This is a genomic window from Rhodococcus sp. IEGM 1409, from assembly GCF_030056735.1.
In the GTDB taxonomy this organism is placed as follows: Bacteria; Actinomycetota; Actinomycetes; order Mycobacteriales; family Mycobacteriaceae; genus Rhodococcus_F.
Genome location: NZ_JASHKN010000002.1, coordinates 817,872 through 826,047, shown reverse-complemented (window position 1 = coordinate 826,047; position 8,176 = coordinate 817,872). Strand labels below are relative to the sequence as shown.

7 protein-coding genes are annotated in these 8,176 nt (G+C 61.3%); 3 read left to right on the top strand and 4 right to left on the bottom strand.

The features are described 5' to 3' along the window. A partial coding sequence (locus tag QM716_RS09870) for an aminotransferase class III-fold pyridoxal phosphate-dependent enzyme (RefSeq protein WP_283303960.1) occupies window positions 1-420 on the bottom strand: 420 nt, incomplete at its 3' end. 129 nt (window positions 421-549) lie between these two features. On the opposite strand from QM716_RS09870, the gene QM716_RS09865 reads away from it, so the two are divergent. Next, a complete protein-coding gene (locus QM716_RS09865) occupies window positions 550-867 on the top strand; it encodes a DUF2322 family protein (RefSeq protein ID WP_283303959.1) in 318 nt (105 codons plus the stop codon). Here the strand turns inward: QM716_RS09865 and QM716_RS09860 are convergent. Continuing rightward, entirely contained in the window at window positions 838-1,467 is a 630-nt protein-coding gene (locus QM716_RS09860; RefSeq protein ID WP_283303958.1) for a Pr6Pr family membrane protein, read from the bottom strand. The two genes, QM716_RS09865 and QM716_RS09860, sit on opposite strands and share 30 nt — an antisense overlap. A 101-nt stretch (window positions 1,468-1,568) precedes the next feature. On the opposite strand from QM716_RS09860, the gene hrpA reads away from it, so the two are divergent. Beyond that, complete coding sequence (hrpA, locus tag QM716_RS09855) at window positions 1,569-5,474, top strand: ATP-dependent RNA helicase HrpA (RefSeq protein ID WP_283303957.1); 3,906 nt, start codon at window positions 1,569-1,571, stop codon at window positions 5,472-5,474. A 266-nt stretch (window positions 5,475-5,740) separates the two neighbouring features. On the opposite strand, the gene nrdR is transcribed toward hrpA, so the two are convergent. After that, a complete protein-coding gene (gene nrdR / locus QM716_RS09850) occupies window positions 5,741-6,238 on the bottom strand; it encodes a transcriptional regulator NrdR (RefSeq protein WP_283303956.1) in 498 nt (165 codons plus the stop codon). A 195-nt stretch (window positions 6,239-6,433) separates the two neighbouring features. Then, window positions 6,434-7,132, bottom strand: a complete 699-nt coding sequence (locus QM716_RS09845) for a LysM peptidoglycan-binding domain-containing protein (protein WP_283303955.1) — start codon at window positions 7,130-7,132, stop codon at window positions 6,434-6,436. 291 nt (window positions 7,133-7,423) lie between these two features. Here QM716_RS09845 and lexA point away from each other — a divergent pair, with 291 nt between their 5' ends. Beyond that, entirely contained in the window at window positions 7,424-8,152 is a 729-nt protein-coding gene (gene lexA, locus QM716_RS09840) for a transcriptional repressor LexA (RefSeq protein ID WP_230817157.1), read from the top strand. Window positions 8,153-8,176 lie beyond the last annotated feature (24 nt).

Genomic DNA, 8,176 nt, shown 5'->3' with positions numbered 1-8,176 from the left:
CGCCTTCTGACGTCCGACGATGATCGTCTTCTCCGGCTGCCCCACCTCGTGCCAGAACCGGCGAGCCAGCTTCGCCGCGGTGTCCACCGAATCCGAACCACCCGAGGTGAAGAAGATCTTGCTCCCTGCAACCGGCGCGATTCCCGCCAGACGCTCCGCCAACACCTGAGTGGTCTCGGGAACAAAATCACCGAAGTTGGAGAAATGAGCGATCTTCGACAACTGAGCCGCCACCGCATCCGCGATCTCGGTACGCCCGTGCCCGACATTGGTGAACCACAGGCCCGCCGTCGCATCCAAATACCGAGTGCCCTCGGAATCCCAGATGTACGCGCCCTCACCGCGAGAGACGACAAATGCGCCGTTCTTCTCCACAGCGCCCATGTCCGCGAACCCGTGCCACAATGCCGAAGCCATCATTGTCCCCTTCGAATACAAACGATGCTGGTGTGCAAACGATGTGCTGCGACTATATCGACACCGGAAATCCGCGCACGACGGCGCTCGCTCGGCACCGACGTTTCCGGGCGCACACGTAATCTGTCGACCATGACTTTTGCCGACAATCTTGCAGCACTGCCCGCCATCGATCATCTGGCCGCCATCGAGGTACTGGGCGCCGACGGAAACGTCATCGACACCGTGGAGAACAAGCCCGGAAAGTCCGGCTCGGTCAAGGTGTACAACCATCTTGCACAGGTCTACGGCGCACTGACACCAGAAGCCGCGACAGCAGGACTGACGATCTTCGCCGAACACACCGAGGACGCGCGAGCGAACCCCGGCAAGCACCCGAACATCGACCGACTCGATCAGGTGTTCTCCACCGGAAACGGGCTAGGACTGCGGGGCGTTCCGGCCGCGTAGCCCGGCGCCCAACCGTCCGACGGCATTGACTGCCAACGCCATCAGGGCCATCGCAATGGCCAGCACGACAAACCCGATGAACAGGGCCAGATAGCCCTGGTGGCGCGGATCCATGAACGGGTAGGGATACCAGTCGACGATCGAGCCTCGGATCAACGTGTACACGCCGTACACGACGGGGAACAGCAACCACTGCAGTGAACGGGCTTCGGAGATCCTGTGCCGCGAGGCGAAGAACACCCAGTCGAGCAGCATGACCAGCGGAAGAATCCGATGCAGTGCCGAGTTGATCCAGGCATCGTTCAAATTGACGTCGATATCCGCCAGGAGGACGGCGTAGATGATCCCGGTGATCACCATGTACAGCGTCACCGCCCCTCGGATCGACTGCCACGCCTGCGATTGTGGATCTCGAATTGCACCGACCAGCAACACGATCACCGCGAGAATGTTGCTCTCGATGGTGAAGTAGCTCAGATAGTTCGACAGAGACAGCTCAGCCGCGTCGCGGATCGGGATCCACAGCAACGCGGCGAGTCCGAACACCGCGAACGACAGTCTCAGGACTCGCACGGCGATCGGCGTCGACAAGACAGGCACCGATGACTCATTTGCGATATTTGTCGTCACTGGTCGATATTTGCACATCAGTACGATCTGCGAGCGGTAGTTGTCAATGCGTTCGATAGGCTGTCATCAGCATGTCTACAACACCACCGGCCCCGCTCTCCCCCAAGCGGAGTGACCTGAAGAGCGCGCTGGCGCAGGTCTCACTCCGCGACGAGAGTCGACTCCGTCGCAAACTCGACCGTGCCCGCACACCAGACGCTCTGGTGGCGCTGGCCGAAGAAATAGACGCCGCACGCACTCGATTGACGACCCGCGCCGCGAACGTCCCCGCGATCTCGTACCCCGAAGCACTGCCCGTCAGTCAGCGCAAAGACGATATCGCCACCGCGATCTCGGAGAATCAAGTTGTCATCGTCGCCGGCGAGACGGGCTCCGGTAAGACAACTCAGATCCCCAAGATCTGTCTCGAACTCGGACGCGGCGTCCGCGGCCTGATCGGACACACACAGCCTCGCCGGTTGGCAGCACGCACCGTTGCAGAACGTATCGCCGAAGAACTCGACACCGAACTGGGCGACGCCGTCGGGTACACGGTGCGATTCACCGACCAGGTGTCGGACCGCACCTACGTCAAACTCATGACCGACGGCATTCTCCTCGCCGAGATTCAGCGCGACCGCATGCTCCGACGCTACGACACGCTGATCATCGACGAAGCGCACGAACGCAGCCTCAACATCGACTTCATCCTCGGTTACCTGGCGCAGTTGCTCCCCCGCCGACCCGATCTCAAAGTCATCATCACGTCGGCGACCATCGATCCCGAACGCTTCGCCAAACACTTCGCCGTCGACGGTAAGCCTGCGCCGATCGTCGAGGTCTCCGGGCGAACCTTCCCCGTCGAGATGCGTTACCGGCCACTGACCGTCGAGTCCGGAGACATAACCTTCGACCGCGATCCCGTCGACGCGGTCTGTGAGGCTGTCGACGAACTGAGCTCGGAGGGCGAAGGCGACATCTTGGTCTTCCTCTCCGGCGAACGCGAAATTCGTGACACCGCAGACGCTTTGCGTGACCGGCGTCTTCGCAACACCGAAATCGTCCCGCTGTACGCGCGACTGTCTGCCGCCGAGCAACACAAGGTGTTCTCGCCGCACACCGGCCGGCGCGTCGTCCTTGCCACCAACGTGGCAGAGACCTCGTTGACCGTGCCCGGCATTCGCTACGTCGTCGATCCGGGAACCGCGCGCATTTCGCGATACTCGGTGCGCACCAAGGTTCAACGACTGCCGATCGAGCCCATTTCGCAGGCGTCAGCTCGTCAGCGTTCCGGACGCTGCGGCCGCGTCGCCGAAGGAATCTGCATCCGCCTGTACTCCGAGGAGGACTTCGAGTCACGGCCGGCGTTCACCGAGCCGGAGATCCTGCGGACCAATCTCGCATCCGTCATCTTGCAGATGACGGCCCTCGGTCTGGGCGACATCGCTGCCTTCCCCTTCGTCGAGCCGCCGGACCAGCGCGCCGTCAAGGACGGAATCGGACTCCTCGAAGAACTCGGTGCCATCGCGCGAGGTTCCGAGGCCAGCCACCCCGAACTGACGCCGGTCGGCCGCGAATTGGCCCAGATCCCGGTAGATCCGCGGATGGCACGAATGCTGGTGGAAGCCAAGAACAACGGGTGCCTGCACGAAACCCTTGTCATCGTCGCGGCGTTGTCCATCCAGGACGTTCGCGAGCGGCCCGCCGAGTTCCAGCAAGCCGCCGACGAAAAGCACGCCCGGTTCAACGTCGAGAACTCCGACTTCCTGGCCTATCTGAAACTGTGGGACTACCTACGCGAACAACGTAACGATCTGTCCTCCAACCAGTTTCGCAAGATGTGCCGGAACGAGTTCCTGCACTGGCTCCGCATCCGCGAATGGCAGGATCTGCACGGGCAGCTCCGGCAGATCACCCGCGGTCTCGGCTGGACCGTGGGCGACACACCCGCAAGCGAGAACGCAATCCATCAGTCACTGCTCGCCGGATTGCTCTCGCACATCGGGTTACGCGAAGGCGAGAAGCGGGATTATCTCGGCGCCAGGGGCAGCCACTTCGCGATCTTCCCCGGATCCGGATTGTTCAAGAAACCACCACGCTGGGTCATGGCCGCCGAACTCGTGGAAACGTCGAGGCTGTGGGCACGCATGTCCGCGCGCATCGAACCAGAGTGGGCCGAAAAGCTCGCCCCGCACCTGGTGAAACGCACCTATTCCGAACCGCACTGGTCCTCCAAGCGCGGCTCGGCGATGGCATACGAGCGAGTCACTCTCTACGGTGTTCCGCTGGTGACCGGCCGCGCAGTGACGTACTCGCGAATCGATCCCGAGGCCTCACGCGATCTCTTCATCCGCCATGCGCTCGTGCAGGGCGAATGGCAGACGAACCACAAGTTCTTCCACGAGAACCGCGCACTCCTCGACAACGTCGAGGAGCTCGAGAACCGTGCGCGCCGCCGCGACATCCTCGTCGACGACGAGACTCTCTACGAGTTCTACGACGAACGCATCGGCCAGGAAGCCGTATCCGCCAAGCATTTCGACCAGTGGTGGAAGTCTGAGCGGCGCAAGAATCCGAGTCTGCTGACCTTCACGCCGGAAACTGTGGTCAACTCCGACGCGGCTGCCGTCCTGGGCGGCGAGTACCCGGACGCTTGGCGCCAGGGCGACATGCAGTTCCCGCTGACTTACCAATTCGAGCCGGGCAAAGACGACGACGGCGTCAGCGCACACATCCCGGTCGGCCTGCTCGCGCAGCTTCAGCCGGTCGGCTTCGACTGGTTGGTCCCCGGTATGCGCGTCGATCTGGTTACTTCTCTGATCAAGACGTTGCCCAAGAACATTCGACGTGCCGTCGTTCCAGCACCCGACTATGCCGCCGCAGCGTTGGCAGCAGTGAAACCTCGATCCGAGCCGTTGATGACCGCAATGGCCCGCGAACTCTCGCATTTGGGCGGGATCCAGATCGACGCCAAGGACTTTAATCCGGCTACGCTGCCCGATCACCTCCGGATGACGTTTGTCGTAGAGGACGAATCAGGCAAGGTCCTCGCGAAGGGCAAGGATCTGGCGCAGCTACGACGCACGCTCGCCCCGCGCGTGCAGAAGGAAGTGGCCAAGGCGGCCACCGGAACCGAACGGGCAGCCGCTGCCGTCTGGACGTCCGAGACACTCGGCGCATTGGAGCCGACCATCACTCGTTCCATCGGTGGACAGCAGGTGACGGGCTACCCAGCGCTGGTGCCGGAAAACGGCGGAGTTGCCGTTCGTGTCCTGAGTACGCCGGCTGCGCAGGCGCAGGCGATGAGGGAAGGAACGCGAGCGCTCCTTCTGGCGGCCGTTCCCACCCAACTCAAGGCAGTGACCGCCGGATTGTCGAACACTCAGCGTCTGGCACTCGGCCAGAATCCAGACGGCGGTTTGGAGGCCCTCGTCGAAGATTGCCGAGTGGCAGCTGCCAACGAAGTGATTGCAGCCCAGGGTGGACCGGTACGCACACCTGAGGCGTTCGAAGCCCTGGTGAAGATCGCACGCTCCGAACTGTCCGGACGCGTTTCCGCGATCCTGCGCATGATTGTCCCGATCCTCGAACAAGCACACCAACTGAGCGTCGTCCTCGACCGCTCCCGCGGCGAGGCAGCCGACGACGTCCGAGAACAGTTGACCTCACTGCTGTTTCCGGGATTCGTCGCCGAATTGGGCTCAGCACGCCTACGCGATTTGCCGCGGTATCTTGCCGCTGCAAAATTCCGTCTCGAAGCTCTGCCTGCAAGCGCACAACGAGATCAGCAGGCAATGGATGTCCTCGACCGGGTGTACGCAGCGTACGACCGGTTGTTGAGTTCACTTCCCGAAGAGCGTCGCACTGCTCGAGATGTCGACGCGATCAGCTGGATGATCGAAGAACTGCGCGTGAGCCTGTTTGCGCAGTCCCTCGGTACACCCACACCGATTTCCGAAAAGCGAGTCCTGAAAGCTATCGAAGCGATCAAGCGTTGATGCTCAACGCGTTCGGTGAGAATTGCGCGATCAGTAGATTGTCTGAATGTTGACGTTGGTGAGGAAACCACCAAAGGTGGCAACAGTATTGGCGAACCCGAGGGTTACCAGGCTGTTCACGACTCCGAGTACTGCAACTAAGTTCATAACGCCTCCGTAAAGATCCGAGATGCGGACGAACGTACCCGGTAAACACTAAGCGAATAACATGCCCGATTTGTGGGATTGTTCGCTTTGTGTTCTCAGCGTTACCTAAGGCGAAGACCTCAGTCGACGGAAACGGTCTCAGCGCCGGGAGCCTTGTCGGCGGCACGGGTCTCGGCATGCTCGCGCATATCCGTGATCTCACGCTCGAAATCCGCGGCAGAGCTGAAGGATTTGTACACCGATGCGAATCGTAGGTACGCAACCTCGTCGAGATTTCGAAGCGGATCGAGAATCGCGAGGCCAACCTCGTTGCTCGGAATTTCGGCAGAACCTGAAGCGCGCACGGCGTCTTCCACCTGCTGCGCCAGCAAATTCAGCGAATCGTTGTCTACTTGGCGACCCTGGCATGCGCGCCGCACACCTTTGACAACCTTTTCTCGACTGAACGGCTCCGTCACGCCGCTACGCTTCACGACCGAAAGAACTGCCGTCTCGACCGTGGTGAATCGACGTCCACACTCGGGGCACGAACGGCGCCGCCTGATCGCCTGGCCCTCGTCGGCCTCGCGTGAATCGACTACTCGGGAATCAGGGTGCCGGCAGAACGGGCAATGCATCGGGGTTCCTTCGTTGTCGCCGAAATGGCCGCAACTCAGATTCGCTACCGACTGCAAATCCTCCGACGATTTACAGAGCAGATCCACGTACTCAACGCGACCACCCGAGGTGGTGGGACTGTCAACTGGACAGCTTACTCGCTGTGAACGGACTGCTCTCACGCTCGGTACGCCCCCACCTGCTACGGGGTACGGTCAGCGACCCGAGGCCGGCACGATCAGCGTCTGCCCCACGGCCAGTCCGGAACTCGACATCGCGTTGAGATCCATGATCTGCTCGATTACGGAGCCGACAGCCTGGCCGGGCGCAACCTTGGAAGCGATATCACTGAGGGATTCACCCGCAGCGACGCGAACCACATCGGTCGCTCCGTTTGTCGCAGCGACATCACCACTGGACAAAGCGCCGATCCCGACCAGCGCCAAAACGGCCATCGCGGTGAACACAGCGCCAAGGAACATCGTCTTCCAGCTGACGTCGTCGGCCTGCACTTCGTGTTCGACCCGTGAGACACCGACCCTGTTTCGGTACGCGAAACTACCTCCGCAAGGGCGTGACGAATCGTGCTCGCTGTCCCACCGGCGAGAAGATTCACGCAGCGAACGCGAACCTGATGCCCCGCCTGCGATGGGCAAACGACGAACAACGGCCGCCTGCGGTTCGTCTTCGACATACCTGGGCGCGCCCCGCATTTCGGTCGTGCCACGCCGTTCGAAAGACACGTCATCAGCGTCGGGTCCGTAGAACGACGGGTGATACTTCAATGCCGACGTGCCGTCGAACCCGATTGAATCGTCGAAAACCCTGTTGCCTCTGACTGCTGCGTTACCCATCGTGACCTCCGCTGGTCGACACCGATCGATGTGTTCGATCATGCGTTCGATGGAACGCATGTTCGAATTTCTACCATGCTTGGCCGACAATGTCTCTACTTCGAACGACACGAATCGAACAGATGTTTGAAAACGCGAGCAAATCCGGCTAGATTCGTGTCAGACCACACAGCGGGAATTGCGAAAGCCTCCGTGTTTGTCGACAGCTCGAATGTTGACAGGGGGCACCGACAAGTTTCCGCGCGATTTGCACCACACGATTTACGCCAGACACTTTTTCAGACATGCACTTTCTTCAGACACGCACTTTCTTCAGACACGCACTTTCTCTAGACACGGAGGCAACAGGCCATGAAGGACGATCGCTCCAGCAGTGCCGCGGAGGCAGGAGCTTCTGCAGTTCCGTCTCCGTCGAGCGAGACCCTCACCGAGCGTCAGCGGCGCGTTCTCGAAGTGATCCGCGATTCCGTGACCGAGCGCGGTTACCCGCCCAGCATTCGCGAGATCGGTGATGCGGTGGGGCTCACCTCCACCTCGTCGGTCGCACATCAACTGCGGACGTTGGAGCGCAAGGGCTTCCTTCGGCGCGATCCCAATCGGCCTCGCGCCGTCGACGTTCGGGGTCTCGACGAGGTTGCTGCCGACACCGCCATTGCGTCGGTGTCGAAGCATTCCGGCGAGTACAACAGCGCCGACCCGCTACCCGAGCCGGCGTTCGTCCCCATCCTGGGCCGCATCGCTGCCGGCGGACCGATCCTCGCCGAGGAAGCGGTGGAGGACGTGTTCCCGCTCCCCCGCGAGCTCGTCGGCCAGGGTTCGCTTTTCATGCTCAAGGTTGTCGGCGAGTCGATGATCGATGCAGCGATCTGCGATGGCGACTGGGTTGTCGTCCGCCAGCAGAACGTCGCGGAGAACGGTGACATCGTGGCAGCCATGATCGACGGCGAAGCCACCGTGAAGACGTTCAAGCGTACGAAGAAGGAGGTGTGGCTGATGCCGCACAACGAACTCTTCGAACCGATTCCCGGCAACAACGCCGTCATCCTGGGCAAGGTTGTCACCGTCATGCGGAAGATCTGAGTTCGCTCGCACCACACGAGCACA